Raw genomic sequence first — 25,098 nt, forward strand, 5'->3', positions numbered from 1 at the left:
AATTAAAAATGGGTGTATTACCCTTTGTACTTAATGCTGTTGATATAAAGGGTTACTCCACACACTGACATGGACTAAACCGGCCCCTTTAATCCCTAAAAGCACTACCGGAGCTGTTCTACCGCGCAGCAAGAACTAAGGCTGGCTATAAAAGCCAGCCTGTTAAAATCCATTTCTCAATGTAGACTACGAGCTATTTATTAGCTCCGCCCTCTTTTTCCCCTTACCGATTTTCTGGCAGCTTGGAAACCAGAGCCAGTATTAAAGTGGCAATAGGCCCCAACATTAATGAAATTAAAAACCACGCTAAGCCACTACGATATTCGTGCTGATGCATCTAGTCGCTGAGAATAAGAACCACGATAACCAGTAATGCAGCCGCCGCCAATTGTGTCAATGTCAGTAACGGCAACAGCGTACGTTCCGTGTTTAGCAGGCTGTTGTAAGCCAACATCAGCAGCGGGGCGGGCAAGCAAAACAGGGCTATAACCACGCTGCGGCGATACTGCCGCAGCCAGAGTCTGATTTTTTGTTTTAATGTCAGTTTCAGCATTGAGCGTTACTCCTGTCCAGCGTCGTTCGCGCCTGCATCATATAGGTTTTTACGCTACCCAACGGGATCTGCATTTTATCGGCAATTTCAGTTTGCGAATAACCATAGAACTCGGCATAAACAAAAACTTGCTGTTGAATGGTTGATAAAGACGCAATCAGCGTAGCGGCATCAAGCTGTGCGGCTGTGTTGTCAGTATGGCTAAGCGTACCGGCTTCTGCAGCGAACCAACGCTGTTTAAGGGCGGAGAAAATATTACCTGAGCGTTTAGCCTGCAACATTTCATTGATAGCAATCCGCAGTAACCAGGTAGAAAACTGCGCTTGTTGCTGAAACTGCTGAATATTTAAAAAGGCTTTAACGTAAGTTTCTTGCACCAAATCATCAATGTCGTGGCGTTGTTCGGCAGATTTAAACGCCAAAAAACCGCGCAATTTATTGTCATAACGGCTGAACAGCTCATTAAAAGCTGTCGTATCTCCGGACACCTGCACTATGGCAACCAGTTGCTCAACCGAGGCCTGTTTTAGCGACACAACATTGTCTTAATACAGCCGTTGCCGATCAAGCCGGGCCAACAGCAAAAACGCCAGCCCTAACAACGCCGGCAAGATGGCAATGCCGTTTAAGGCATCGTTTAAATCCAGATTGCCATTTTGACGAAAATCGGCAAAGTAGGAAAACGCCAGAATGCTGGCTGACAACACCAACAAAAATACACCTTTACGGGTATCACGGTTTGCTGAGAAAAAGTGCCGCGCCACTTCGCGGATTGTTTCCGGCGGCAACGTTAGCTGTTGTTGTAATGAGCGTTCTATCATCTGCAAAAACAGGCGTTTTTTCTTGTAGTTATACAGCAGTATTAACCCCATCAGCGCGACCAACGCGCTGAAGACGATAAGCGGCACCAAAATCTCTGCCCATTCTTGTCCATTCATACTTATTTAATTTCGTTGCCAAAGTTCTGCACCAAGGTACAGCTGCGGCAGAAGTTGTTCAAGTACCGCTGTGGCATTATCGCCATTCATAAAAATAACATAACCGTTTTGGCTTTGCGGTGAAAACACAGCTAAGGTGGACACGCCGGGATCACGGCCGCTATGCAGCAGCAACGATTGCTCACCCGGGAAACCACTGAAAATCTCCCAGCCCAAGCCGAAATAATGTTGAGGCCCGATCCCGACATGATGCGCTTGCATGTCCTGATACACTGCCGGCATTGCTTGCTGTTGCGCCATGACAAACACCATAAATTTGCTGTAATCGTCTACCGTGCTGATCAAATTGGCGGCGGCATTTGCCTTGTAGTATCTCTCTGTCTCAAATGCCTTGCCGTTGCTGTCGTGGTTGCGGGCGTAGCGGTGTTCATTCACTCCTTGTGACCACCAAAAATAGGTATCGGTCATACCTGCCGGTTCAAATACATATTGCTGTGCCAGGGCTTCCAGCGATTGGCCAAATTTATGCTCCAGCGCCCGGCGAAGATATTCAAAGCCTTCACCAGAATACTGATGTTGCGTGCCGGGCTTAAACTGAAAACGTAACCTGTTGTCTGTTTCCAGATAGCGCCAGTTGGCAAAGCCGGTTTGGTGCGTCAGCACAATTCGGGGTGTCAGCAATAAATGTTTTGGGTCAGCTTTAAGATCCGGGTCAACCCAGTAGGCTGCAAGGGGTTCATCAAGCTGAAGTTTGCCTGCATTAACCAGCCGCAGCGTCAGCATGGTTACCACTGGTTTGGTTAACGATGCCACTTTAAACAGGGTATTTTGCGGTGCTTTAGTACCTGGCGTCAGCTCGCCATATACTTGAGTGGACACCAATTTGCCATGCTCAATAATGCCCAGGCCCAGCGCGGGCACCTTATTTTTTTGTAGCAAGCTGATAATAGCTGCCGCTTGAATATTGCTGTTAACGACCTCAGCCGGCTGATGATCATAACTAAGTACATCGCTAAGTTGCCAATCGTCTCCAGCCTTTAACCAGACCGAAGTAAACCGTGCCGTGCCGGTTAGCTGGTCTGGTTTTCCCGCTTCACGCAAATAAAACTGATGTTGCCCATGCTGCACTGCACCATACAATATGCCGTCACGATGCAGCGGAAAGGTACTCAAACTGTCGGCGGCTAATTTGCGGATGGGCTTGTTCGCCATATCACCACAAATATATTTTTGCGTGTTTTGCATAAACAAGGCTTTATCCTGAAAACCACTTTTGTCGTGATAAAACCTCAGCTCAGGGCTGACAGTTGCGTCCAGATAAGCGATATCACACTCGTTAAAGCCACGCTGAAAAAACAAAGCGTCTTGTTGAGCTAGTTCATCATGCAGGCTCATATTTTGTATGTGGGTATCGGTTGCCGCGGCGAAAGGGCTTGTTGCCAGCAGTACGGCAGCAAAAAAAACGTGCCGGGAAACAGTATTTAAAAGCGTCATATCATATCCTGTGAGTTAATTTAAAACTTAGATGCACTCAGGATCTGATTTGGATTTAATAATAGAAAATAAATTTTGTTGCTGGGATCGATAGCGATCGAAAGGGCCACGAAAGGGGCAGGTTCATTGATACTACAGCAGAAGCAAAGCAGTTATGCATCAATGGCACTGACTCTTTTGATTTTTATTGGTTAGTCGCCGCTGGCTAAAGTGTACCGTAACGATGCTGCACAGCAGCAATGGAATTGACGATTAGCTGCTCTAATACATTGCAGTCGAGATCAGCCAGCCGTTTGAAATACAGGCAGGATTTGCCCATCTTGTGCTTCCCAAGCCTGGTCAGCAGTTTTTCCTGCTCAGCATCTTCACAGGACAAATAAACGACAAGCTCCCGCCCCCTAATCGCAAACCCAGTGAGGCAGGTTTCGCCGGTTCTTCCGCTGTCATAGACATAACGATACGAGCCGTAGCCAACGATGCTTGGCCCCCACATTTTCGGGCTCTGCTGGGTAATCTTTTGGAACATCGACATCAAAGCGTGGCAGTCAGCTTTCTGCTCGTCAGACGCCCGTGAGTCAATGTAATCTTCCACACTGGCAGCTGTTGCCTTAGTTTTAAGTTCCGCCATATCTTCAACCTTATCTATTATGGAGAATTCCCCGGCAAACGCATTGAGAGACTGGTTTTGCCTGAAACAGAGTTTACACCAGTGCGGCGATATAAATAGGGATCGATAGGGTTGTTTACGTTTCAGCTGAAGCAAATTAGCTATAAATGAATGACATTGAATCTTTGGAAAAGGGGTCGGAGACAATTATGGAAAAGGGGTCGGAGACAATTATAAAATTCCTAGCTTAATTCCTTTAATTTCAATGCCTGGTAGAGTTTTAACGTTTATTAGCTCCGACTCCTTATTCTCTCCAAGATAATCCATCACCCCTCATTTTAGAGAGCCCTACCTGCGTCTCCCCAGCCAATAAAACATCGCCGCAATAACAACAGCGGCAATAAAGTATGCGGGCAAGGTGGTTTTCAACATCAGTAAGCCGCTTTCAACTCTCTGCGCTTCATGCAAGAACGGCGTGGCTTGTGAATTAAACGACAGGTTGTAAATGGCAAAATTTAAGATAAAGGTGACAACAACAAGCAGTGCATATATGGCGAGTTTTTTCATAGCAATTACCTAACCTCCCAAAACCAGATCTGTTTTGAGTCGCTAAAATAAAGGTTAACGGTTGGCAAGAACTTGTTGTCTGCCCGTATGCTACCGGGAAGGCGAAGTAATAGCGCTCACGAGCGTTTATTTACTCATTTTCTTAGCCGTCATTTTAATTAACACCAATGAAATAACAGCAACCAGAACAAAGCTGGGCAATATGTATAAAAATATATAAGGTGCGTTTTCCACTCTTTGCTCTTCATGGATAAATGGGAAAGCAAGCTTTTTGTAAGCTTCCAAAAAAACCATAAAATTCAAAGCAGAAACAACAATAACAATGATGGCAGAGTAGAATACCGGCTTGATTTTTAACATAGCTATTTTACTACCGAACTAATTTGCACATTCAGGTCCTGACCATCAACTTCGCATTGAGATTCTGCCTTACCAAAGCCACTATTTAAACCATTTTTAACATTAATCCATGAAAAACCCCGGCTCTTAGGCCGGGATTTTAGTTATTGCAGTAAAACGCTACATGCTTAGTGACTGTCGTTTAATCCAGCTCAGGACATTTGGGTAGCTTAGAGTGGTCATTTTTCATACTAGTTGATTAAAATGACCGCATTTCGGCAGGTAAACGTCAAAACCGGACACTTCGATACAATTATTGAATTCATAAATGATCCCATAAATCTCACGCTTTGCCATATCTCAGCATCAGGTTATTACTTATCGGCATTAATAATCACTTTCGCGATATTCATGCCTATTTTGCGCAGCTCCGCAGCAGCCCTTGGCGAGCCAGAATTGGTGATCACAGATATCGCTAACTCATGTTGAGGGAAAATCATCATCCAGTTCTGCGTACCCATTAATCCACCGTGATGAATAAAGTAAGTACCAAGGGTTTCATCGGTAGAGCGTATCCAGTAGTAAGCTAATGCATCCGTTTTGCTTACTTCAAATAACGTCTGTTGAGACGTGATTACGATAGGATTTTGCTGTTGCAGCTGCAAGGCCATGTATTTAACCAGATCTGACATAGAGCTTTTAATAAAGCCACTGCCGCCGCAAAGAATGCGGGCTTCACTTGTAACTGCTACAAGTTCCATGTTTTTATCGTAACCCTTAGCTAAAAGTGGTTGCTGCTGATGGCTTATCTTCACTTGAGTATTTCTCATATTTGCCAGGCGATACAGAACGTCTTTTAACAAAGAATCGAACGGCATTTGATACAACTCTTGCAGCAAGTAACACAATAGCTCAGTGCCGACGCTGGAATATAAAAAGCTTCCTTTTTTGTCCGATGTGTCATAAGTACTAAGTTGCATTAAAAAAGCTTGTTCGTCTGAAGTGTTAAAAGATAACCCCAAGTCTTCAAGGCTTCTGGGGAGACCTGAGGTATGGCTAAGCAACTGTTTTATGGTGATCGGGTTGCTTTCTGGACTCACCTTGCTCAGGTCCTCCGGTATATAACGATTAATATTTTCCTCAAGCATTAACTTATTGTCGTGTAGAGCATAAGCAGTTAATAGCCCGACCATGGTTTTGCTAACCGAGCCTATTTCATACAAAGTCTCGTCGTTTGGCTTGTTTCCTTTGCCAATCGTGAGTTCACCAAAGTGCTTGGTATAAGAGTTCTTACCTGCAACAACGCCAACGGAAAGAGAAACAAATTGCTCGTTAGCTAAAAACATTTCTGCGTCATGTTGAAGTTGTTGCTCAAGCTTTACCTTGCTCGAATGCGCGAAACTTGGCTGACAGAATAAGAAAGTGATGATTATTACCCGGAGTGCGTACCCTAACATTACATTTACCTTTATTGTTCAAATAGAGGTAAACCTTAAGGCATTTTACCCATGGGCTCGACCGAATAAAAAAGTCGGACGCATTTTATTTCAATGGGTTAAGAATTTTTTATGTATTCCGATATTCTGAAGGTGTCATCTTCATGTGTTTTTTAAAGGCAGTATTAAAAGACGATTTAGAATTAAACCCACTGGACAGAAGAATATCTAAAACCGTTTTATCTTGATGTTCTCTAGCAGCAAGCTGTTGGCAGGCAGCTTCGATTCTGTAGGCGTTGATAAAATCATAGAAATGCTGCCCAAGATGATGATTTAAGGTTTGTGATATGTCTTGGGCTGATAAACCTGTAGCTGATGCCAGTTTGTCTATATTTAAGTTCGCTTGCAGAAATGGCTTATTGCTTCGCATATGTTCGGTTAACAATGCCAGGTTATATGTTGCCTGATCGTGGTCAAGTGCCCTGGTATTTTTTGTAGATCCCCGAGGCAGCAAAGCGGAGTTTACACCTTTAAATATTTCAGGCCGATTTAACGCTTGCCATAAAATCCAGCTAATAAACGCCAGCGTTGTAAACATCATCAGGTTAGTGAGCTGGTTAAAGGCAAGCTGTAACTCACTGAATTTGAAAATATTTCGTAACGTAATAACAAGGAAACTGAACAGAAATAATTGCATAAAGCGAGTTAACCATACCTTGCTTATCTGGCTGTGTTCTGAAAAGGTATTTACTATCACCTTGTTGTAAACTTTTAGCGCTCTGAATATAAAGAGTAAATAAATCGCCATCAATGAATATAAGAAGATGTGAGTAAAAATTACTTCTACCATCGGACTTGCATTACTGTAAAACAGCTGTTTTCCTTGCTCGTCGGCGAGGAAAAAGCGCGGCATGAATACTACATTGATGACAACCAGTGGCAACACATGCAGCCAGTCATGTTTGCTAAAATGAAAGTCACTTTGCAAAAGTGATTTCACATAAAAAAACAGTATTGGAGCTTCAAGGGCAACTAAATTGGCTCTTAACATGTCGAGTGTTAAGTAGGCACTATAAAAACCGGGAAATACAAAATTGCTGATATCAAGAGCGGCAACTACCAAATAAATACCGAGAATGCAGTTACTTTTATGGTTGCCAGTGCGAACAGTGATCAGAAAGCTTGCGAGTAAAAGCTTCAAGAAAAATACAACTAAAGCAAGATCTGACGACATTCTATAGTATTAACTTGTTAAATTAAGTAAGCATTTTAGCTTGCAAAAGTTATTCAAAGCAACGCTAACTTTTACCTGAACGAAGTCAGGCTCTCAAAATGGCAAGGTAGTACTGTCCGTTTTAGCGGGGCAACTACAGTTCGCCAGTTAAAATTTCAATACGCTCCATAGACACTCCTTAAAGATAGGCTTATGCCTATCGCTTAGTTAAAGGGTGTCCGTTTTAAAAGGGGTCTTTTACACCAAAATCAATGAACCTGACCCTTTTGATTCGGTAAAACCCACACTGAAAGTAGTACGTTCATCTTATTCCCACCCAACCAATTTACTTTATTTTTATTTAAGATCATTTAAATTTACATTTTTGACCATCTAAAGTATCTTTACCCGGAAATCTGCTGCCTTATTGGTTTGAAAGGACTCAAAAATGCAATCTTCCACACTACCCTCACTAAATTTACCTGGCTATGCTCAGCAGCAAAGGCAAAAACAAGCTGCGTTAAGAGCACGTTTGCAGTTTATGTTTAACCCAGAGCATCTTTATCAACGGCTTATCCAGAGCAATGCTTTAGGGCAAGATCTTTCCGGTGTAGGTATTATTTTTATTGATTCAGAGTTTACTGCGGTCACTCTTGTTGAATCATGCCGTGCTGAGCCACTATATCTGATAATGAAAGAGCCACCCCGGGTTCCGGTAGAGCAATATGCGACTAAACTGAAACAAGACCAGCGTGAGTCCAAGGTAATATGGGAAGCAGCCGGCTTGGTTTTAAGCTGCTCGGCAATGGTTTTAAGTTGGGTGGTTCTAATCGGTGGCTCTGCGGCAATACCTCTTACAGGTGGTGTGTCCGCCGCGGGTGTTGTCATCGCCAAAGCTGGCGTGGCCATTACAACTGTTCAGTGCATAAATGCAACGGGCCGTACAATTGCAGAATCAGTTGCACCGGAAAAATTGGATAGTTTAGACAGTAACGAGTGGTACACCCATACGACATTAGCACTTGATGCCATCTCCGTAGGTTTTGCTATCCATTCAAGTGCTTCTTTAGTTAAGAACTATCAAAGACTAAAAGCTGCCAGCGGCTTATCGCCCAAACAATTTCTTGGCAGCTTAAACCGGCAGGAACGCAAACGGATTACCGAAGAAATTATCAGGCTTGATAACCCCAGCAGTATGGTATCCAATCGTGCGTTAAAGCGCATGGTTAGGGCGAATCAATATCCTAAACGATACAATACGGTACAGATTAATGAAGCTGTCAGGATTCGGCTGCACGAAGCAGTTGCAAACTCAATTACTTTTGGCGGTAGTGCCCTGGGTGGCAGTATGAAACACTTAGCCATCGGTCTGTATGGGAACATTGAGCAATAGTCATGAAACCCTCGAAAAGTGAGCGTCAAACTATGCTGTCAGGTATTTCAATTGCGCATGCAATAAAGACAAAAATGGGCACTGACTACCACGGTTTATTCCCGCCGCATTTTGCTCTCGGGCTATCAGCTTTGCTTAGCTGTTTGTTGTCGAGTTTCGTGCTGCTGTTGTTATTCAGCTTTACCTGGTTTGAATTTTCTACGTTGGTAATGTTGGCTGATACTGCCCTGATGTTTGTGCTGATGTCGCTATTACTCAGATTAATTCAAGGCAGAGCCTCTTTAGGCGGCATAAAGCTGACACAGGCATATGCCGTTTGCTGCGCTGTTGCAGGGGCACTGTGGCTGGTAGTAGTTTATAACCAATACTCCCCATCACTACTCACCGCTCTGGCATGGATAGGAATAGTCGCTGGCGTTATTGGCGCAGTCTTATTCAGTACTCAGCGCTTTAAGCAGCTGGTGCAATACCAGCAAAAGGTTTGGCATATTAGACAGGAAGTCCTTGCTGAGATGAAAAAGTCTTCAGCAAGCTGAATGAAAGCTCCAGGGTCAGTCGTGGCAGAACGCAAGACTTAACCCTGTAGCCTTAGTGCGGGCGAGTTGCCCCGGCGAGTGAGGAAGAGTGTTGTATCCGACATGGCGGGAGAACAACTGCAACACCCGCCTTGGCTCGCCACAGCAACTCGCTCGCGCTTACGCACTCACTCAGACACTCTGTGTCGACCAAAACGGGGTTCCAGCCGTTCTCTTTCTGGTATCGGCTGAACCAATAGAGGATGGAACCTCTTTTGAACGAACCGGGGAGTGTCTGAGCCCTGCCGCAAGGCAACGGGCGACAAATTCGTCAGGAACGAATTTGAGCAGCTTTAGCTGGCCCACTGGGTGCAAGGCAGGAAGCCTTGCATAATTGCCCCGGCGAGTGAGGAAGAGCGTTGTATCCGGCATGTTGAGAGAACAACTGCGACACCTGCCTTGGCTCCCCAGCCATTACCTATGCCGAGCTACGGTTTGGTGCTATCGCCGGTAATGCCATCGCCGCAGGCTGTATTTTGGTAACTAACAACACCAGGGAATTTAAGCATGTGCCGGAGTAGCAGGTTGAAGATTGGTCGGCTTGAGAGCTTAATATCTTTCGAGAGCAACCCAATTATCCAAAATCAATGAACCTGACCCTTTTGATTGTGGAGAGCTTAATTCCCTTTGAGAGCGACCTAAGTATTCAAAATCAATGAACCTGACCCTTTTGATTTCAGTGGCAAAAGGCAAGACCTGACCCTACACCTCATGACCCTACACCTCTTTCTGGATTGGCAAAAGGCAAGACCTGACCCTACACCTCCATGACCCTACACCTACATAAACTATCTGTATTGACAAGTTGTTGTAAAGCTTAATAAAGCGATGTAAGGTCAACCAATGTAAATTTATAAGGGTGAAAAAGCCAAGTATCAAATATGGACTTTTTCGCTCGGCATGCCACGCCATTTATCTGAGAAGGTTTAGATGTCCGATAAAACTCATAGACCAACTAAAGAAAGGGTATTTCTGATCGAAGAAGTTTTACCTGATGCATCTGGATTTTTCGAGGATGAACCCCTAGGGCTTGAAAACGCAGTCGAGAACGCAGATATTGTATTAGACACAAATGTCCTTCTTATTCCTTACGGGGCGGGTCAAAGCAGTCTCGTTGAAATTGTCAGTGTTTACAATAAGATAAAGACGCAAAAAAGACTTTTTATTCCTGCACAAGTGGCCAGGGAATTTGTAAAAAACCGGCCCAATAAACTTGCGCAGCTTTATCAAGGAATTTCAGATCAAGTCAGTAAACTTACTACTCTCGAAAATTTATCTTATCCAATACTTGAATCTGTCACCGAGTTTAATGAACTGAACACGATAATTGGTGAGATATCGGCACTAAAGTCAAAACTTAAAACAAGTGCCAAAAACGTTCGTCAAAAAATAAAGGATTGGGGGATCAATGATCCTGTAAGTCAGGCTTATCGTCCGGTATTCACAAAGGATATCGTTAAAGAGCCCAGCATTGATAAAGAAAAAACCTTGGAAGAAATGTATCGAAGATATGAACACGCTATTCCGCCAGGATATAAAGATGCTTCAAAGCCAGATGCAGGAATTGGAGATTTTCTAATATGGAAAACAATCTTAGACATTGGGCAACAGAATAAGCGCAGCCTCATCTTCGTTAGTGGGGATGAAAAAGCTGACTGGTTGCACGGAGTGGAAGGAAGAGGATTTCTTCCGAGGTATGAATTGCAGGCAGAATTCAAACGCATAAGTAAAGGTAGTGATTTTTACATCGTTCCATTGAGTAGGCTTCTAGAGCTGAAAAAGGCTGAGGAAAGTACGGTTGTAGAAGTAAAATCCGAAGAAGTAAGGATAAAGAATGCAAGTACCGTTTCTATAGCATGCCCAGAATGTAGTATATCTGGTGAGTATGAAATATCAGATAGCCCAGGATCCTCAGCACTACCAGCCTGTCTTTCATGCGGAAATAGGTTCCACCTGCATCGAACTAAAGACGGTATTTCAACAAGACAGTACAGACCATTTTCCGCACTCCAAAAACCTGTTACACGCGAGAAATTGATGGAAAAAGTTTCGTGCCCAGACTGTGGGGCAGAAAACCTGAAAGAACTTGGCGTAAGTGCAAAATCAACCGCATGGTGTATTTGCGATGACTGCGAAAAGAAATTCCCCATTCATCGTAGGTATGACGGTACTGTATACGTTAATTCAAACTACGATGGCTAATAACGCTCGGGGTAAGATCCAATTATTATGGAGTTTTCTTGGAAGAATTAGTCAAAAAGTTAGCTGCGATTGATGAGCTGGAAACTTGGATACAACATTGCCAAGGGTATCGCCCTGAAGAGAAAAAGGTTGCTTTTGAGAGCGCTCAATCTCAATGGATAGCAAGGAAGGTTTCAGAAAACACTCTTTACGTGCACCCTGATGTGATTGCCGATCTTCGTGGACAAAACTGGATGCCAGATGACCTACAAAAACGCATGATATGGGCAAGTGTTCTAGCCTCTGCCGAAGGACTCAATAGCAAAAATCGATTTAAATCAATCAAAGCCGGCCTACTGAAAAAATACAGTCGTGACTGGTGGGAAGATGTTTACCAGCGAATTAAACCTGCTTTTGCAGCAAAAGAGCGAATCTTTAAGCAGACTTCATCTAATGGAGCCGCCATTGATATGCTGGTGGCAAATACACACTTGTTTGGTGAAGCTGCTAGAGATCAGGTAATTGCAGCGCTAAAAATGGTTCCGAAAAAATAAAGAGTTATTAGGAATCAGATAAAAATTAAAATCAATCTTTTCATTATCTTAACCCGCTCAGTGCTGGGCAAAACGCAAGGCTTGACCCTGTAACATTGTTTAAAGAACTTCAATCAATATTGCCATCTTTGCATCACCCAGCTTTGATGGGTAAAATCTAACTCTTTTTCCAATAACAACCAATTTGCTTTTATCAGTCTGTATTACATCACTACAAGCGAAGAAATATTCTTCATTGCCGTCAGATGTTATGAAACCACATTCTCCCTTTATATATTCAACGTTTCCTTCCTGCTTTCCCGGTAAAGCGGCATGCTGAATAAGCTCATCGCTTATAGTCGCAGACCTAGTAAGCCACCTTCCTTCTACTACTGATCTGTCATGGCAGATTTTTTCCGAATCAGCCATTCTATGCGTAGGTATTTCCTTTGCCACCGCATAGGAATAGTCAAAAGCATACGTTGTAGGTCTCCTTCCTGATCCAAGCTGCACTACGTTTATCAGATTATATTCTTGGGACTTGTTAGTGTATTTGTATAAGGGAACATTCGGGAATTGGAACTTAAAAGCACCTCTTGCTTTACATACCGTAACCAAAGAATGGAGGAGTTCCAAGTCCTGATGATTAAATTCGGACTCTGATTTATTCGCATGATTTATCAAAGCAGACTTTGCATGTCTTTTTTCAATTTTTACAGCACAATTATTCTCAGAATATGCAGCATCCATCGTTAAATCTAGAAGCTGCATCATCCGACGCATATTACCATTAGACGCAAATATAATCTGCTCTACAGGATCATCAGACTTGTTGGTTATATTAAAAACATCACTTGCTAATACTTCAGTATCTTCATAAGAATTTGGGTTCAAATAATTAGACATCATTTCTATTGTTCTGGAGCGGAAACGAGAATATCCCTGATCATTAAATATATCATCTTCAAGTATTACGGAATCCCCGTATCTTGTCTCAGTAAGCATATCTGAAAAAGAGTTGGGATAAACAGCAATTTTCGTTCTAATAAATGAAGCAGTCCGAAACTGATTCATTAAAACTTCAAATAGGCAGGTATCTTCACCGTTTTTGAAAAAGTTTTTATCTAGAGAACCAGCTTCATCAATAAGTAGAAGTAATTTACCCTCCTGGCCTTCTAAAAGGTTTTTGTAACACTCTTCAATATCTTTTATTCCTGGGTTTGGTTTTCTTTTAAGTTCGGTTAGGCTACTGTTTCGCCAATCAGCAGATAACTCAAAGAACTTGGGTTTTACTCCGCCCTTGAACCCTAACTCTGTACTAACCCGCTCAATATATTCGTCGCTACCAAGTTGTGCCAATTGCTTCAAGCTTGTCGCTAACTTTTGAGCGCCAAGCATATTCTCTGGTATTTGTTGTATACCAGATTGTATCGCTGCCAAGTGCTTCATATCTTCAAGGTGCAAATAAATAGAAGTCAACTCTTCAATTACCTTTATTATTATCGCGCGATATATTTCAGAAGGTTCTTTAATATGCTGGAAATCATTTAACCTTATAAAGACGGGAAGTATCAATTCGTCAGTTTTTGCGATCAAACTTGGAACTAGAGCTGATAAATAATATGCATGATTGGCTCGCAAATACATTGTTTTGCCAGACCCCATTCGCCCTTTAATAATTGAGTTTTCATAGTCAAAAGGAGTAGCTAAACCATTGATAGGGTTGACGAAAAGACTGAGAATGTTTGACACATCATACTCGTCTGCATTTCGTACTTTGAAAGGTCTTGACCTAAATACTTTTTCCATTAATTTCTCAATTTTTATGATTAAAGTCTCTTAATGCTATCTGGCACACTGTTCTACTGCAATTGCACAGCTAATGGATGGAATAGCTCTACTTTTTCGGGAGATCTAATGCTAATTGAATTTTCCTGACAAAGGAAATAGTTATTTAAAACGATATTTCCGCTTAAGTTACTATCAATCAGCTAAAATTATTTTTACATATTAAAACTTCTGCTTTCAGCACACAGCAATCTATCAAAAAGCCAATCTCATATTTAGACAAGTAATCTCACATAAAAAACCCCAGAGAAAAGGGGTCAGAGCTAATTAGCATCCACCCCGCTCTGCCTCAGGTCTGCCTGGCCCGCATTTACCCAGCCGCACACCCAACGTATGCTCTATTTCTGCCCGAAAGCGCTCGCCACCTAATGGGTAATTGTGCGTTAAACTCTGGCGAATAGTATTAAGTTCAACCTCACCGAGTTCTGTTGAAAACAACGCCCGGTAAGCCTGGTGTCGGCTTTCACTGTTATCGCCCAATCCAAGGAACATTGGATGTGGAGTCAAGCAACTAATCGGTTTGCCTAAGCCATGGTACTGATAGCTTGACCAGTGATACTCTGCTGGATGCAGCACCATCTTTGCCCGAACCGGGTTTAGCTCTATGTAACGCTGACATTGCAGTAAATACTGCTCACTGTCTATCAGGCTGGCTTTGTGTCGCCCCTCAAATAAGGTGCCACTGCGCCGGTAGTATTTGTTAACATAACGTACATAGTCTCGACCGACACTTTGCATCACACGCGAGATACCCTCTGCATCGTCTGGCGTCATTAACAAGTGAACGTGATTGGTCATTAACACAAAAGCATGCAATTGCACGTTGTATTGCTGCAATGCTGCCTGCAGGCTGTTTATGTAAAAACCAAAATCTTCATCGCAGAAAAAACAGGCTTGGCGATTGTTGCCGCGCTGTACGATATGACAAGGAATTCCTTTGAGGTAAAACCGGGGCTTTCGGGCCATCTTGACAATCCACTATTACTATTCTGCAACAAGTGTAGACTACGACCTATTTATTAGCTCCGACCCCTTTTTCCGACCCCTTTTTCCGCAACAAGTGTAGACTACGACCTATATATTAGCTCCGACCCCTTTTTCCGACCCCTTTTTCCCGGGCAATGGATGAACCCAAAAACGTCGTTGTCCCGGGCTTGCTCGCCTCTACGCCGGTCATTATTTCCTTGTTAGGGTTCATTATGATTTCCTGGGGTGCCATTACCCGACGCTTTAGCTCAAGCAATATCGACGAGCCAGGCCTTGGTCCTGTCACGCCAAGGCTTATCGCGTTTATCACCACGCTTGTTTTACTGGTGGGTGTCGGGTTAATTGGGCTGGGTGTGCAGGCGGCCGTTGAAATCAGTGAAGTCAGTCTTATTGCTGGTTTTGCGCCACCCGCCAGTATTGGAGCATTACTGGTGCTGCTGGCCGGGGTAATGGGTATAGCGACGCTTGTGCTCACCCTAAAAGCGCGTAAAACCAGGCCGCTTAGGAAGCGCACTCTGATAGGCTTTGTTCTTTTGGGCCTTTCTGCAATGTTACTGAGTGTTATCTTTGTTTGTTGGGGTATAACGCCGGGGTAGAACACTAAATGATCCGAAGCGTTAAGACATAAGGAGTATTCTTAGGGAGTCTTGGGGGTTAGCTCTTATTTCTTGCCTTTTTGAATTGGCAAAAGGCAAGACCTGACCCCGCACCTCTATGGCCCCGCACCTCTAGACCTGCCCCGGCACTTCTTTGATGTCTTTAATTGATTTAGCATGAACGATAAATCAGCCTTAGTTAAGCTGCCAAAAACGTACTTCGTCAGCAGTGAAGTAGCAGTTGCGACTGCAGGTTAGGTAGTCGTTTGAGGGGTGCAGTAAGTCGATATGGCCGCCGGCATAGCTTGGAATACGCATAAACGACACTATGCCTTTTTTACCGTACAGCGACTGCGGGCCAGCGGCGCTGCTGCTGTTAAATGGGAATACTTCAGGTTCGCCAAGCTGGCGTACTAACCAGTCTGATAAGCGGTTCTGCCCTGGCTCAATCCATTTGCCTTTAAGATCACCCTTTTTAATCTGTACCCGGCCAGCAACTGTTTTGCCAGCTTCCAGCAGTGCCAGGCTCATTCTCACTGCGCAGGTATTTGCCCACTCAGGCTTGCCGACCAGATCGTCCCAGCCCAGTAACTGATAAAGTTCGGTAGTGTCAAAAGCGTTGTATTTTTCGTATGCATCGGCAACAGCCTGATATTTAATAACTGACATGGTGTTTCCCTACTCAATGTTATTTACATGGAAATAAAACTTCTAATTTGCTGGCAAGCAGAACTGCAGAATTGGCGTTGGCAGTAACTTTCTGCTGCTGCAAATCACGTTGCAGTTCTGCCAATAGTTGCTGATTAACTTCATGAGGCGGTAAGCCTGATGTTGCAACACACCAGCTTCGGCCTTCGCCACTGTCGATAACCCCAGCCAGATACATCGCTAACTGGTCATTGGCTATACCTTTGGTTGCCTGCGCTGAAAATGCTGGAGGTAAAGGTGTAACCGGCTGGCCGTTACTTAAGGCTTGCAAGCGATCAAGCGGCACCCTGGCATTGTCTTGCCCCGTACCCAACGCTGTGCAACTCACAAGTGCACTAAACAGCGACATAGAAAGAACTATTGAACGAATTTGCATATTCAGGCCTCATACAAGCAAACTTAATGAGGAATACTGACCCAATTACGTCAACATTAAAACCTTTATTTTACATATTTAACATTCTGACATAAAAAAACCCCGGCACGAAGGCCGGGGTTTTGGGTTGAACGTCTAGCTTAATACTAAACGCTTACCGATAAGCCTCAGGGCTTGGACAAGCGCACATTAAATTCCGATCACCGTATACATCGTCAATCCGGGTAACGGTTGGCCAGAACTTGTTCTCGGCTACGTAGGCTACCGGGAAGGCACCGTAGGTGCGCTCGTAGGCGCGGTCCCATGCCGGGTCGAGAATGTCAGCCATGGTATGCGGTGCGTAGGCCAGTGGGTTGTTGTCCACTGTCCACTCGCCTGCTTCTACCTTGGCAATCTCGCTGCGGATACTGGTCATCGCTTCAATAAACTTATCCAGCTCGGCTTTGCTTTCTGATTCAGTTGGTTCAATCATCAGCGTACCCGCAACCGGGAAGCTCATGGTAGGCGAATGGTAGCCATAGTCCATTAAGCGCTTGGCAATATCCATTTCAGTAATACCGCTGGCTTCTTTAAGCTGACGAATGTCGATAATACATTCGTGGGCTACCCGGCCATTGGTACCACGGTACAATACCGGGAAGTGCGGGTTCAGCTTATTGGCCACGTAGTTAGCGGTTAAAATCGCGAACTCAGTGGCTTGTTTTAAGCCTTCAGCGCCCATCATGGCAATGTACATCCAGCTGATGGGTAATATGCCAGCACTACCAAATGGCGCTGCCGATACTGCACCGTTGGTTTCACCGGTACCGTCAATTTTTACCAGCGGGTGGTTAGGTAAAAACGGCGCTAAATGGCTTTTTACGCCGATAGGCCCCATACCCGGGCCGCCACCGCCGTGTGGAATACAGAAGGTTTTGTGCAGGTTTAAGTGCGATACGTCAGAGCCGATAAAGCCTGGTGAGGTTAAGCCCACCTGGGCGTTCATATTGGCGCCGTCCATATACACCTGGCCACCGTAAGAGTGAACGATGTCGCACAGCTCCTGAATACTCTCTTCAAACACACCGTGGGTAGACGGGTAAGTGACCATGATGGCTGCTAAGCGGTCGCCCACTTCGGCGGCTTTGGCTTTTAAATCGGCCATATCGATATTGCCCGACTTATCACAGTCAACCAGTACTACATCGTAGCTGGCCATTGCTGCTGTTGCCGGGTTAGTACCGTGCGCCGATACCGGAATTAAACAGATATTACGATGCCCTTCACCGCGGCTTTCATGGTATTTACGAATGGCGATCATGCCGGCGTATTCGCCCTGTGCACCCGAGTTAGGCTGCATTGAGATATTGTCATAACCGGTGATGTTTACCAGCCAGTCGCCAAGCTCAGTAATCATTTCATAGTAACCATCGACCTGATCGCGCGGTACGAACGGGTGCAAAGAACCAAACTCCGGCCAGGTGATTGGGATCATCTCGGCGGTGGCGTTTAGCTTCATGGTGCACGAACCTAACGAAATCATTGAATGATTAAGCGCTAAATCTTTGTTTTCCAGCTTTTTAATATAACGCAGCATCTCAGTTTCACTGTGATACTGGTTAAATACCGGATGGCTTAACAGCGGGTTAGTACGCACTAACTCTGCCGGAATAGATGCCGAGCCATTGCTAACGATATCGCTATCAAGTTTATCAACATCCAGGCCGTGATCCGCACCCAGTACGATATCAAATAATTGTGCAATATCGGCAGCCTGGGTGGCTTCACTGAAGCTAACCGCTAAGCTGTCAGTAACGTCGGTACGCAGGTTAACACCAGCGTCCAGGGCCCGTTTAACGACAGCAGCACGGTCGGTTACTTTAAAGGTAATGGTATCGAACCAGTGGCTGTTTACTAACTCAACGCCTTTGGCTTTAATACCGGCGGCGAAGATATCGGCACTGCGGTGAATACGCTCTGCAATATCTTTTAAGCCTTGTGGGCCATGATATACCGCATAGAAAGAAGCGATATTGGCCAGTAATACCTGAGCGGTACAGATGTTGGAGTTAGCTTTCTCGCGGCGGATATGCTGCTCGCGGGTTTGCATGGCCATCCGTAGTGCCTGATTACCACGACGGTCTTTCGACACCCCGATAATCCGCCCTGGCATAGAACGCTTATACGCATCGCGGGTAGCAAAGAATGCGGCATGCGGGCCGCCGTAGGCCATTGGTACACCGAAGCGCTGCATCGAGCCCAGCACCACGTCGGCACCCAGCTCGCCTGGTGATTTTAACAGCATTAACGCCATCGGATCAGACGCTACTGCTACTACCGCTTTTTTCGCCTGTAACGCGGCAATTAAGGCGCTGTCGTTACGGATATCACCGTTGGTGGTTGGGTACTGAATTAACGCACCAAACACATCATGGTTTGCCGCATCGCTGGCGTTACCCACTACAATGTCAAAGCCGAACATTTCAGCGCGGGTTTTTACCACGTCGATCGTTTGCGGGTGCACGTCGTCACTAATAAAATACAGGTTTGCTTTGCTTTTACTTACCCGCTTGGCCAATGCCATCGCTTCTGCAGCGGCGGTGGCTTCATCCAGCAATGAGGCACTGGCCAGCTCCATACCGGTTAAATCCAGCGACATTTGCTGGAAGTTTAACAAGGCTTCTAAGCGGCCCTGGGCAATTTCTGGCTGGTACGGGGTATAAGCGGTGTACCAACCCGGGTTTTCCAGCACATTACGTAAAATAACATTCGGGGTTAACGTAGGGTGATAACCCATACCAATGTATGACTTATACATTTTGTTCTTCGCTGCCACCGCCTTTAAATGGGTTAGTGCATCATTTTCAGTGCGGCTGTTGCCGGTAGCCAGTGGCTTGGGTAAGCGGATACTGGCCGGCACGGTTTGGGCAATCAGCGTTTCCATGCTGTCAACGCCAAGCTCGGCCAGCATCGCAGCGGTTTCCGCCTCGTCCGGGCCAATGTGGCGTTGAATAAATTCGTCGTGGTTCGCAAGTTGCGACAGGGTTTTCACAGCGGTATGGGTCATGCTTTGAATGTCCTAATATTGTTACAGCGTTCAGAACAGCTGTTAGTAAGATAAAGCCCCGGTAAGTACGGGGCTTTATGCTATAGCGATCTGTTTATTAAGCTTCGTCGATGCTGCTTTCGTAACCAGCCGCGTCTAATAAAGCGTCCAGCTCTGATTCATCGCTTACTTTAATTTTAAACATCCAGCCATCAGTATAAGGGCTGGCGTTTACCTGCTCTGGCGAATCAGCCAGCGCGTCATTAATTTCAACCACTTCGCCGGATAATGGCGCGTAAATGTCAGAAGCCGCTTTTACTGACTCCGCTACCGCACAGTCATCACCCTGAGTGACGCTATCGCCCACTTCTGGCAGCTCAACAAAAACCATATCGCCCAGCAGCTCCTGCGCGTGCTCGGTAATGCCTACGGTGTAAATGCCATCACCGTCGTTGCGCACCCATTCATGGCTGCTTGCGTACTTTAATTCTGTAGGGATAGAGCTCATTGTAAATTCCTTAGCTGTCTTAACACGTATATTTTAACGACCAACATGGGTTGCTACGTTTGTTATTTTAGATGACTTTTTTACCCATGCGCACAAAAGCCGGTTTAACCACTTTAACACTAACCAGTTTGCCACGAATATCCACTTGCGCAGTATCAGCCGTGCTGGCCGGCACCCGGGCCATGGCAATGCTGTAACCTAAAGTAGGTGAAAAGGTACCCGAAGTAATAACACCTTCGCCACCGTCTACCACCACCCGCTGGCCGTGACGCAGTACGCCTTTTTGCTCCATTACCAGGCCAACCAGTTTATCGGTACCCGCTGCTTTTTGCTCAGTAAGCGCAGCACGGCCAATAAAGTTGCGATCTTCCGGGGTCCAGGCAATGGTCCAGCACATGTTCGCTGCCAGTGGCGATACGGTTTCGTCCATATCCTGGCCATATAAGTTCATGCCCGCTTCCAGACGCAGGGTATCCCGCGCGCCCAACCCGGCTGGCGCTACGCCGGCGTTCAGTAATTTTTGCCAGAAATCAGCTACCTGCTCGTCAGGCATCGCTATTTCATAGCCGTCTTCACCGGTGTAACCGGTAGTGGCGATAAATAACTCGCCGGCTTGTTTGCCAAAAAACGGTTTCATGCCCGCAACAGCGGCTTGTTGCTCAGCGCTTAATAAGGTCGCTACTTTGGCTTTCGCATTCGGGCCTTGTACCGCAATCATCGCAAATTCCGGCCGCTCGGTCACGGTTACAGCAAAAGTTTTGGCTTCAGCGTTGATATGCGCCAGATCTTTTTCCCTGGTAGCCGAGTTGACTACTAACCGGAAAAAATCGTCCTGGATAAAATAGACGATTAAGTCATCAATAACCCCGCCTGCGGTATTCAGCATGCCGGTATACAGTGCTTTACCCGGTACAGTAAGTTTGGCCACATCATTAGCCAGTAAATAGCGCAAAAACTCACGGGTGCGGCTACCGGTTAAGTCGACAATGGTCATATGGGATACGTCAAACATACCGGCATCGCGACGGACGCTATGGTGCTCTTCAATTTGTGAGCCGTAGTTAATTGGCATGTCCCAGCCAAAAAAATCGACCATTTTGGCACCAGCAGCAAGGTGGCTGGCATGTAACGCAGTTTTTTGAGCCATTATTTTTTCCTACTTATTGTGAGGGCCACAAGCGGTAAAACCAACAATAGCAATAAGCCTTATTTTTCAGGCTATTACGTAAAAATACTAAGCTTGAGACTAAAAAATACCGGCCGATTATACCGCATAGCCCCGGCAGCAAACAGCCCAATTTGGATTACTTTTTGTAATGCGACAGTTGCTGTTACAAATTAAACTAAGGCAAAGCAATGGATCAAGCGTCTGGCAATGCATCGCCATGGTTACCCTGTTTTTTTAACAAGCTCGGGTAAGTCACCTTTAAGCCCCAGGGCATGGGCCATCAGTTGCTGTTTCAGCCATGGCAACTTATCCGCAGCGACTAAGCCAGCGCCACGCAGCAATTTCAGCAGTGCTGGCTTGGCGGTAAAGCCACGTTTAAAGGCTTCCATGGCCACTATCATGCTTTGCGCCTCGGCTTTACGCCAGCGCTCATAACGGCGCAGCATTGGCGTTGCAGCAAGATCATCCCCCGCCATATGCTGCTCGCCAATTAACTGGGCCAGGGCAGCCACATCCATCAGGCCTAAATTCATGCCCTGACCGGCCAGCGGATGAATGCTATGCGCCGCATCCGCTACCAGTACTACCCTGCCCCGTTGCCAGCTGCTGGCGTAGCGCATGGTTAAGCCAAACGCCTGACGCTCGCTGACAAGTTTAACCGGCCCTAACACGGCCTGGCTGGCCGCGCATAATGCCTGATTAAAGGCATTGTCATCCAGCGCCATTAATCTGCTCGCTTCGGCTGTTTCAGCACTCCAGACAATAGAGCACAGATCAGGCTCTGGCAGGGGCAGCAGTGCCAGCGGACCGCTGGTTAAAAACACCTGGCGGGCCGTAAGCTGATGAGCCTCAGTGCAGCGGATTTTCGCCACAATCGCCGTATGCTGATAGTCCCAGTGGGTTAACGGCAGCTGCATATGCTGCCGCACAAACGAATTAACGCCATCGGCGCCCACCAGTAACTGACTTAAAATCAGCTCGTTGTTATCCAGTTGCAGCATCACTTCCCGCTCACCTTGCTTTAACTGGCTTATCGCCACATCAAAATAGCACTGGACGTTACTGTACTGCTGCAACTGGCTATACAGCAGCTGCCGGATATGTTCGTTATCGCAAATATAACCCAGCGCTTCAAGCTGCTGCTCTGCTGCCGAAAAACCAATGCGGCCGAAACTGTCAGCTTCCCACACCTGCATATCGGTATAGGCTGCAGCCCCCGCCAGCAGCTGCGGCCAGATCCCTAATTGCTGAAGCAGATTGCGCGAGGCCATATTCAGCGCGCTGACCCGCTGGTACTCCGGGGCGGCCCCGGTTTGTGCTGGCACTGCGGTTAATGATGGCGCAGCGCCTTTTTCGACCAGCACCACCCGCAGCTGCTGGCGGGCCAGTAATAAGGCCATTGTAAGACCGGCGCTACCGCCACCAACAATGGTGATATCAGTATTTTGCATAAGATTGCCCCTGGCCCATCGCCTGCATGGCAAGCGGCCGTTTTAACGGATCACACAGCATCATTGCTGCTAGGCCGGTATTGCGCGCCAGCGCTACCAACCGGGAGTTATTGGAAAAGCCCCGCACCATGGCGTCGGTAAACCAGACTACCCGTTTAATGTCTTGCTCACGCAGTTGCTGGTATTCACGCAGCACCCTATATGTTCCAGGATCAGTAGCTCCAGGATCAGTAGCCCCGGGATCAGCGTTTGCTGCGCTGCTATCAGCCAGCGCCAGCAATAACGCCTGAATATCGCGAATGGCCAGATTAAATCCCTGACCCGCAATCGGATGCAAATTATGTAAACTGTTGCCCAGTAAGGCTGTACGATGGCGCACAATGGTATCGGGCCGACGCAAGCTCAGCGGATATGTCGCTCTGGCACCGGCACCGGTAAATATTCCGGCCCGGTAACCAAAAGCCTGTTGAATAGCCGCGGTAAAGCCCGCGTCATCCAGTGCCAGCAACTCAGCCGCCGCATCCCGTGCGACGGTCCATACCAGCGAATAGCGCTGGCCACTTAGCGGCAGCAGCGCAATAGGGCCATGCCCGGTAAAGCGTTCAAACGCGGTATGCTGATGGCTTTGCGCCAGGGCCAGGTTAGCAATAATGGCCGTTTGCTGGTAATCATCGCTGCTAACACTAAAGCCTGCCAGTTGCCGGGTTTGTGATAAACCGCCTTCGGCAATCACTAATAACTTCGCGCTAAGTTCAGTACCACTGTTAAGTTGGATCTGCTGGCTGTCAATGGTCGGGGTAACCGCACTGATATAGTCGGGCTGAAAAAAGGTAACGCCGCCCTGCTTTGCCAGTCGGTCACTCAGTAAATTACCCAGGTGCTCCACTTCTAACACCTGGCCCAGAGCCGTTTGCTGATACTCGGCGGCTGTTAAGCGGGTTTTGCCAAAATGGCCGCGGTCTGACACCCAAATCTGCTCAAGCGGGCACGCATTGGCGGCAAGGTCCTGCCACAGCTGCCAGCGCTGTAATAACCCAACGCTACCGGCTGCCAGGGCAATGCTGCGACTGTCAAAACTGGCCGGCGCACTACCCTGCGTTTTAGGTTGCCGTTCAATAATGGCAATGCGCCATTGCGGCCTGGCCTGGCTCAGGCACCACGCCAGTAAACTGCCGGCCATGCCGCCACCGGCAATCACCAGATCAAACTGTAAATTGCTGTTACTACTAACTGACATTGGCCGTTGCCATTAATTGCTCAATTGCCGCAATTTCTTTGGGTACTGCGGTGGTTAAATTTTCATGGCCATCTTTGGTGATTAACAGGTTATCTTCAATCCGGACCGCCAAGTCCCACCAACGCGGCTCGGTTGGGCTACCAGCCGGAATATACAACCCCGGCTCGATGGTTAACACCATGCCTGGCACAAATGACTGCTCGCTGCTTTGCCCTTGCGGATTTTCAGCTTTATACGCTCCCACATCGTGTACATCCAGCCCCAGCCAGTGGCCAATACCATGGATAAAATACTGTTTGCAGGCTTTATCAGCAATAAGCTGCGTGAGTTCGCCCTGTAAAATGCCCAGCCCAAGGAGCCCTTCAGTTAAAACCTGCTCGGCGGCGGCGGTAACGGTGGCGAAATTGCCACCCGGTTTTACCGCATTGCACGCGGCGTATTGCGCGTCTAACACCAATTGATAAAGCGCCGCCTGATCTTCGCTGAATTTACCATTGACCGGAAAGGTACGACTGATATCAGCGGCATACCCCTGCAGTTCACAGCCAGCATCAATCAGTACTAAATCACCGGCAGTCATTTCACTGCTGTTATCGGTGTAATGCAAAATGCAGCCATTGTTGCCACTACCAACAATACTGTTATAAGCCGGATAACGGGCACCGTTGCTAGCAAAGTGATGCAAAATTTCAGCTTCCAGCTGGTATTCAAATCGACCCGGCCGGCAGCATTGCATCGCCCGGATATGTGCCTGGGCACTTATCTGGCCAGCTTGGCGCATAATGGCTATTTCATTATCGTCTTTAATCAGCCGCTGTGCGGCACTAAGTGGCGCTAAATCAATCAGCTGGGACGGCGCGCGCTCACCGCGCTTTTCGCGTTGCTTCAGTACTTGCATTTGCGCGGTTATTTGCGCCAGCAACTCTGGTTGTTCGGTTAGATTAAGGTACACCGCTCTGCTACCGTTAAGGGCCTGGTTCAGCATGCTTGCTTGCTCAGAGCGCGCGGTTGCCTGCAATTGCAAAACATCACTTGCAGCAGCCGGCCCTAACCGCCGGCCATGCCATACTTCCTGGGCAGGGTCTTTTTCGCGGCATAACAGCTGTGCTGCCGGTAGATCGGCCCGATTGCTTAAAATCAGCAACGCATCGGGTTCGTTAAAGCCACTGTAATACCAAAAATCGCTATGTTGACGAAATGGATACGCGGTATCCCGGCTGCGGCTTTGCTCTCTGGCTGCACTTATCAACACTACCGAATCTGGCTGTAACGCCGCCATCAACTGCCGGCGACGCTGCACAAATACACTGCTTTGCATTTTAATCCTTAACGATAAAAGTTAACAGTCGACACGCCGATCAGCCA

Annotated in this window: 24 protein-coding genes; 5 read left to right on the plus strand and 19 right to left on the minus strand. The window is 46.5% G+C overall.

Features of this window, described 5'->3' with window-relative positions:
- Positions 1–337 precede the first annotated feature (337 nt).
- The 9 genes from B2Q61_RS02105 to B2Q61_RS02145 all read right to left on the minus strand — a co-directional run bounded on the left by B2Q61_RS02105 (position 338) and on the right by B2Q61_RS02145 (position 7,168).
- Positions 338–553, minus strand: coding sequence for a hypothetical protein (locus B2Q61_RS02105; RefSeq protein ID WP_290614993.1), 216 nt, complete (start codon positions 551–553; stop codon positions 338–340).
- Positions 547–1,089 carry an RNA polymerase sigma factor gene (locus B2Q61_RS02110; protein WP_290622035.1) on the minus strand — a complete coding sequence of 181 codons (543 nt, stop codon included), beginning with the start codon at positions 1,087–1,089 and terminating at the stop codon, positions 547–549. Before B2Q61_RS02110 ends, B2Q61_RS02105 begins: the two co-directional genes overlap by 7 nt.
- 9 nt (positions 1,090–1,098) lie before the next feature.
- Positions 1,099–1,491 carry a DUF6249 domain-containing protein gene (locus B2Q61_RS02115; RefSeq protein WP_290622033.1) on the minus strand — a complete coding sequence of 131 codons (393 nt, stop codon included), beginning with the start codon at positions 1,489–1,491 and terminating at the stop codon, positions 1,099–1,101.
- Between the two features lie 6 nt (positions 1,492–1,497).
- Positions 1,498–2,985, minus strand: a complete 1,488-nt coding sequence (locus B2Q61_RS02120; protein WP_290622031.1) for a class A beta-lactamase-related serine hydrolase — start codon at positions 2,983–2,985, stop codon at positions 1,498–1,500.
- A 205-nt stretch (positions 2,986–3,190) separates the two neighbouring features.
- Positions 3,191–3,613 (minus strand): DUF1801 domain-containing protein, encoded by a 423-nt coding sequence (locus tag B2Q61_RS02125; RefSeq protein ID WP_290622029.1) that lies wholly within the window; start codon positions 3,611–3,613, stop codon positions 3,191–3,193.
- Between the two features lie 327 nt (positions 3,614–3,940).
- Positions 3,941–4,159, minus strand: coding sequence for a hypothetical protein (locus B2Q61_RS02130; protein WP_290622027.1), 219 nt, complete (start codon positions 4,157–4,159; stop codon positions 3,941–3,943).
- Between the two features lie 126 nt (positions 4,160–4,285).
- Positions 4,286–4,519, minus strand: coding sequence for a hypothetical protein (locus tag B2Q61_RS02135; RefSeq protein ID WP_290622025.1), 234 nt, complete (start codon positions 4,517–4,519; stop codon positions 4,286–4,288).
- A gap of 353 nt (positions 4,520–4,872) precedes the next feature.
- Positions 4,873–5,955 carry a serine hydrolase domain-containing protein gene (locus B2Q61_RS02140; RefSeq protein WP_290622023.1) on the minus strand — a complete coding sequence of 361 codons (1,083 nt, stop codon included), beginning with the start codon at positions 5,953–5,955 and terminating at the stop codon, positions 4,873–4,875.
- Positions 5,956–6,064: 109 nt separating this feature from the next.
- Complete coding sequence (locus tag B2Q61_RS02145) at positions 6,065–7,168, minus strand: AraC family transcriptional regulator (RefSeq protein ID WP_290622021.1); 1,104 nt, start codon at positions 7,166–7,168, stop codon at positions 6,065–6,067.
- A gap of 427 nt (positions 7,169–7,595) precedes the next feature.
- Between B2Q61_RS02145 and B2Q61_RS02150 the strand changes: the two genes are divergently transcribed.
- From B2Q61_RS02150 to B2Q61_RS02165, 4 genes are all read left to right on the plus strand, one after another.
- A complete protein-coding gene (locus tag B2Q61_RS02150; RefSeq protein ID WP_290622020.1) occupies positions 7,596–8,540 on the plus strand; it encodes a hypothetical protein in 945 nt (314 codons plus the stop codon).
- 2 nt (positions 8,541–8,542) lie between these two features.
- The gene (locus B2Q61_RS02155) at positions 8,543–9,076 is read left to right on the plus strand and encodes a hypothetical protein (RefSeq protein ID WP_290622018.1); all 534 of its coding nucleotides are present in this window, start codon (positions 8,543–8,545) and stop codon (positions 9,074–9,076) included.
- A gap of 969 nt (positions 9,077–10,045) precedes the next feature.
- Positions 10,046–11,317, plus strand: coding sequence for a PIN domain-containing protein (locus B2Q61_RS02160; RefSeq protein ID WP_290622016.1), 1,272 nt, complete (start codon positions 10,046–10,048; stop codon positions 11,315–11,317).
- A 38-nt stretch (positions 11,318–11,355) separates the two neighbouring features.
- The gene (locus B2Q61_RS02165; protein WP_290622014.1) at positions 11,356–11,850 is read left to right on the plus strand and encodes a hypothetical protein; all 495 of its coding nucleotides are present in this window, start codon (positions 11,356–11,358) and stop codon (positions 11,848–11,850) included.
- Between the two features lie 99 nt (positions 11,851–11,949).
- On the opposite strand, the gene B2Q61_RS02170 is transcribed toward B2Q61_RS02165, so the two are convergent.
- The gene (locus B2Q61_RS02170; protein WP_290622012.1) at positions 11,950–13,638 is read right to left on the minus strand and encodes a hypothetical protein; all 1,689 of its coding nucleotides are present in this window, start codon (positions 13,636–13,638) and stop codon (positions 11,950–11,952) included.
- 306 nt (positions 13,639–13,944) lie between these two features.
- On the minus strand, positions 13,945–14,643 hold the full coding sequence (locus B2Q61_RS02175; RefSeq protein ID WP_290621176.1) for a transposase: 699 nt from the start codon (positions 14,641–14,643) through the stop codon (positions 13,945–13,947).
- A 155-nt stretch (positions 14,644–14,798) separates the two neighbouring features.
- Between B2Q61_RS02175 and B2Q61_RS02180 the strand changes: the two genes are divergently transcribed.
- Entirely contained in the window at positions 14,799–15,260 is a 462-nt protein-coding gene (locus B2Q61_RS02180) for a hypothetical protein (protein ID WP_290622762.1), read from the plus strand.
- 195 nt (positions 15,261–15,455) lie between these two features.
- Here B2Q61_RS02180 and B2Q61_RS02185 read toward each other — a convergent pair whose 3' ends face one another.
- The 8 genes from B2Q61_RS02185 to pepP all read right to left on the minus strand — a co-directional run bounded on the left by B2Q61_RS02185 (position 15,456) and on the right by pepP (position 25,051).
- The gene (locus B2Q61_RS02185; protein WP_290621174.1) at positions 15,456–15,929 is read right to left on the minus strand and encodes a T6SS effector amidase Tae4 family protein; all 474 of its coding nucleotides are present in this window, start codon (positions 15,927–15,929) and stop codon (positions 15,456–15,458) included.
- A 19-nt stretch (positions 15,930–15,948) separates the two neighbouring features.
- Positions 15,949–16,344, minus strand: coding sequence for a Rap1a/Tai family immunity protein (locus B2Q61_RS02190; protein WP_290621173.1), 396 nt, complete (start codon positions 16,342–16,344; stop codon positions 15,949–15,951).
- A 154-nt stretch (positions 16,345–16,498) separates the two neighbouring features.
- Entirely contained in the window at positions 16,499–19,390 is a 2,892-nt protein-coding gene (gene gcvP / locus B2Q61_RS02195; protein WP_290621172.1) for an aminomethyl-transferring glycine dehydrogenase, read from the minus strand.
- 97 nt (positions 19,391–19,487) lie between these two features.
- Positions 19,488–19,877 (minus strand): glycine cleavage system protein GcvH, encoded by a 390-nt coding sequence (gene gcvH / locus B2Q61_RS02200; RefSeq protein ID WP_290621171.1) that lies wholly within the window; start codon positions 19,875–19,877, stop codon positions 19,488–19,490.
- Positions 19,878–19,944: 67 nt separating this feature from the next.
- Positions 19,945–21,024, minus strand: coding sequence for a glycine cleavage system aminomethyltransferase GcvT (gcvT, locus tag B2Q61_RS02205; protein ID WP_290621170.1), 1,080 nt, complete (start codon positions 21,022–21,024; stop codon positions 19,945–19,947).
- A 242-nt stretch (positions 21,025–21,266) separates the two neighbouring features.
- Positions 21,267–22,496 (minus strand): FAD-dependent oxidoreductase, encoded by a 1,230-nt coding sequence (locus B2Q61_RS02210; protein ID WP_290621169.1) that lies wholly within the window; start codon positions 22,494–22,496, stop codon positions 21,267–21,269.
- The gene (ubiH, locus tag B2Q61_RS02215) at positions 22,483–23,733 is read right to left on the minus strand and encodes a 2-octaprenyl-6-methoxyphenyl hydroxylase (RefSeq protein ID WP_290621168.1); all 1,251 of its coding nucleotides are present in this window, start codon (positions 23,731–23,733) and stop codon (positions 22,483–22,485) included. Before ubiH ends, B2Q61_RS02210 begins: the two co-directional genes overlap by 14 nt.
- On the minus strand, positions 23,723–25,051 hold the full coding sequence (gene pepP, locus B2Q61_RS02220; protein ID WP_290621167.1) for a Xaa-Pro aminopeptidase: 1,329 nt from the start codon (positions 25,049–25,051) through the stop codon (positions 23,723–23,725). The genes ubiH and pepP overlap by 11 nt, the downstream gene beginning before the upstream one ends.
- Positions 25,052–25,098 lie beyond the last annotated feature (47 nt).

This window comes from Arsukibacterium sp. UBA5043 (assembly GCA_002415085.1).
GTDB lineage: Bacteria > Pseudomonadota > Gammaproteobacteria > Enterobacterales > Alteromonadaceae > Alishewanella.

What these genes read in the sequence shown, in the direction of transcription:
- B2Q61_RS02120 (WP_290622031.1), bottom strand. Translation starts at nt 2,985, where the DNA reads ATGACGCTTTTAAATACTGTTTCCCGGCACGTTTTTTTTGCTGCCGTA.
- B2Q61_RS02180 (WP_290622762.1), top strand. Translation starts at nt 14,799, where the DNA reads ATGGATGAACCCAAAAACGTCGTTGTCCCGGGCTTGCTCGCCTCTACG.
- B2Q61_RS02135 (WP_290622025.1), bottom strand. Translation starts at nt 4,519, where the DNA reads ATGTTAAAAATCAAGCCGGTATTCTACTCTGCCATCATTGTTATTGTT.
- gcvP (WP_290621172.1), bottom strand. Translation starts at nt 19,390, where the DNA reads ATGACCCATACCGCTGTGAAAACCCTGTCGCAACTTGCGAACCACGAC.
- B2Q61_RS02155 (WP_290622018.1), top strand. Translation starts at nt 8,543, where the DNA reads ATGAAACCCTCGAAAAGTGAGCGTCAAACTATGCTGTCAGGTATTTCA.
- B2Q61_RS02140 (WP_290622023.1), bottom strand. Translation starts at nt 5,955, where the DNA reads ATGTTAGGGTACGCACTCCGGGTAATAATCATCACTTTCTTATTCTGT.
- B2Q61_RS02150 (WP_290622020.1), top strand. Translation starts at nt 7,596, where the DNA reads ATGCAATCTTCCACACTACCCTCACTAAATTTACCTGGCTATGCTCAG.
- B2Q61_RS02185 (WP_290621174.1), bottom strand. Translation starts at nt 15,929, where the DNA reads ATGTCAGTTATTAAATATCAGGCTGTTGCCGATGCATACGAAAAATAC.
- B2Q61_RS02125 (WP_290622029.1), bottom strand. Translation starts at nt 3,613, where the DNA reads ATGGCGGAACTTAAAACTAAGGCAACAGCTGCCAGTGTGGAAGATTAC.
- B2Q61_RS02175 (WP_290621176.1), bottom strand. Translation starts at nt 14,643, where the DNA reads ATGGCCCGAAAGCCCCGGTTTTACCTCAAAGGAATTCCTTGTCATATC.
- pepP (WP_290621167.1), bottom strand. Translation starts at nt 25,051, where the DNA reads ATGCAAAGCAGTGTATTTGTGCAGCGTCGCCGGCAGTTGATGGCGGCG.
- gcvH (WP_290621171.1), bottom strand. Translation starts at nt 19,877, where the DNA reads ATGAGCTCTATCCCTACAGAATTAAAGTACGCAAGCAGCCATGAATGG.
- B2Q61_RS02145 (WP_290622021.1), bottom strand. Translation starts at nt 7,168, where the DNA reads ATGTCGTCAGATCTTGCTTTAGTTGTATTTTTCTTGAAGCTTTTACTC.
- B2Q61_RS02160 (WP_290622016.1), top strand. Translation starts at nt 10,046, where the DNA reads ATGTCCGATAAAACTCATAGACCAACTAAAGAAAGGGTATTTCTGATC.
- B2Q61_RS02115 (WP_290622033.1), bottom strand. Translation starts at nt 1,491, where the DNA reads ATGAATGGACAAGAATGGGCAGAGATTTTGGTGCCGCTTATCGTCTTC.
- B2Q61_RS02130 (WP_290622027.1), bottom strand. Translation starts at nt 4,159, where the DNA reads ATGAAAAAACTCGCCATATATGCACTGCTTGTTGTTGTCACCTTTATC.
- B2Q61_RS02210 (WP_290621169.1), bottom strand. Translation starts at nt 22,496, where the DNA reads ATGCAAAATACTGATATCACCATTGTTGGTGGCGGTAGCGCCGGTCTT.
- B2Q61_RS02105 (WP_290614993.1), bottom strand. Translation starts at nt 553, where the DNA reads ATGCTGAAACTGACATTAAAACAAAAAATCAGACTCTGGCTGCGGCAG.
- B2Q61_RS02190 (WP_290621173.1), bottom strand. Translation starts at nt 16,344, where the DNA reads ATGCAAATTCGTTCAATAGTTCTTTCTATGTCGCTGTTTAGTGCACTT.
- B2Q61_RS02170 (WP_290622012.1), bottom strand. Translation starts at nt 13,638, where the DNA reads ATGGAAAAAGTATTTAGGTCAAGACCTTTCAAAGTACGAAATGCAGAC.
- ubiH (WP_290621168.1), bottom strand. Translation starts at nt 23,733, where the DNA reads ATGTCAGTTAGTAGTAACAGCAATTTACAGTTTGATCTGGTGATTGCC.
- gcvT (WP_290621170.1), bottom strand. Translation starts at nt 21,024, where the DNA reads ATGGCTCAAAAAACTGCGTTACATGCCAGCCACCTTGCTGCTGGTGCC.